Source organism: Streptomyces sp. 4F14, assembly GCF_048159485.1.
Lineage (GTDB): Bacteria > Actinomycetota > Actinomycetes > Streptomycetales > Streptomycetaceae > Streptomyces.
In genome coordinates this window covers 1-1,196 of the sequence record NZ_JBLRVY010000077.1, presented here as the reverse complement: position 1 = coordinate 1,196, position 1,196 = coordinate 1, and the positions used below count along the sequence as shown (strand labels likewise).

The following is a 1,196-nucleotide window of genomic DNA, read 5'->3' as shown; positions in this document are numbered from 1 at the left end:
GGTATTTCGCCGCGTGAGGCGTTGGCGATGGATCCGCAGCAGCGGTTGTTGTTGGAGACGTCGTGGGAGGCGCTGGAGCGGGCCGGCATCGACCCGGGCCTGTTGAAGGGCAGCAGGACCGGCGTGTTCGTGGGCGGGACAGGTTCGGGATACGAGACCGTCGGGGGCGCCTCGGGTGATGCTGAGGGCTACATGCTGACCGGTGGTGCGGGCAGTGTGTTGTCGGGGCGGATCGCGTACACGTTGGGGTTGGAAGGTCCTGCGGTGACGGTGGACACGGCGTGTTCGTCGTCGCTGGTGGCGCTGCACTGGGCTGCACAGGCGTTGCGGTCGGGGGAGTGCGATCTGGCACTGGCCGGTGGTGTGGCAGTGATGGCTACGCCGGGGATCTTTGGCGAGTTCGCCGTGCAGGGTGGGCTGGCGGCTGATGGTCGCTGCAAGTCTTTTGCCGCGTCGGCTGACGGCACTGGGTGGGGCGAGGGTGCCGGGTTGTTGGTGGTGGAGCGGTTGTCGGACGCTCGGCGTAAGGGGCATCGGGTGTTGGCGGTGGTGCGGGGCTCGGCGGTGAATCAGGACGGTGCGTCGAACGGGCTGTCGGCGCCGAACGGTCCCTCTCAACAGCGGGTGATCCGGCAGGCGTTGGCCAGTGCTGGTCTGACCACGGCCGAGGTGGACGTGGTGGAAGCCCACGGCACCGGCACCCGGTTGGGGGACCCGATCGAGGCCCAGGCGCTGCTGGCCACCTACGGGCAGAACCGACCGGCGGATCGCCCGTTGTGGCTGGGCTCGGTTAAATCCAATCTCGGTCACACACTGGCCGCTGCCGGTGTCGCCGGTGTGATCAAGATGGTGCTGGCCATGCAGCACGGGCAACTGCCTCCCACCCTGCATGTGGATGAGCCGACCCCTGAGGTGGACTGGTCGGCGGGTGCAGTGGAGTTGGTGACGGAGCAGCAACCGTGGCCGGCGGTCGACCGGCCGTGGCGGGCAGGCGTGTCCTCGTTCGGGATCAGCGGCACCAACGCCCACCTGATTCTGGAGCAGGCTCCTGAGCTTGAACCGGCCTCCGGTGCGGATGTTGTTGCTCCGGTGGTGCCGTGGGTGTTGTCGGCCAGGTCGGAGTCGGCGCTGCGGGAGCAGGCGCGGCGGCTTGCGGCACACGTGGAAGCCGATCCGGAGCTGAACCCGGTGAGTGT

General features: G+C 68.4%; 1 protein-coding gene. It reads left to right on the top strand.

The genetic code is table 11. The features are described from left to right. Positions 1-1,196, top strand: a 1,196-nt coding sequence (locus ACLZOT_RS49665) for a beta-ketoacyl synthase N-terminal-like domain-containing protein (RefSeq protein ID WP_416975939.1), incomplete at both ends; no start/stop codon positions are given.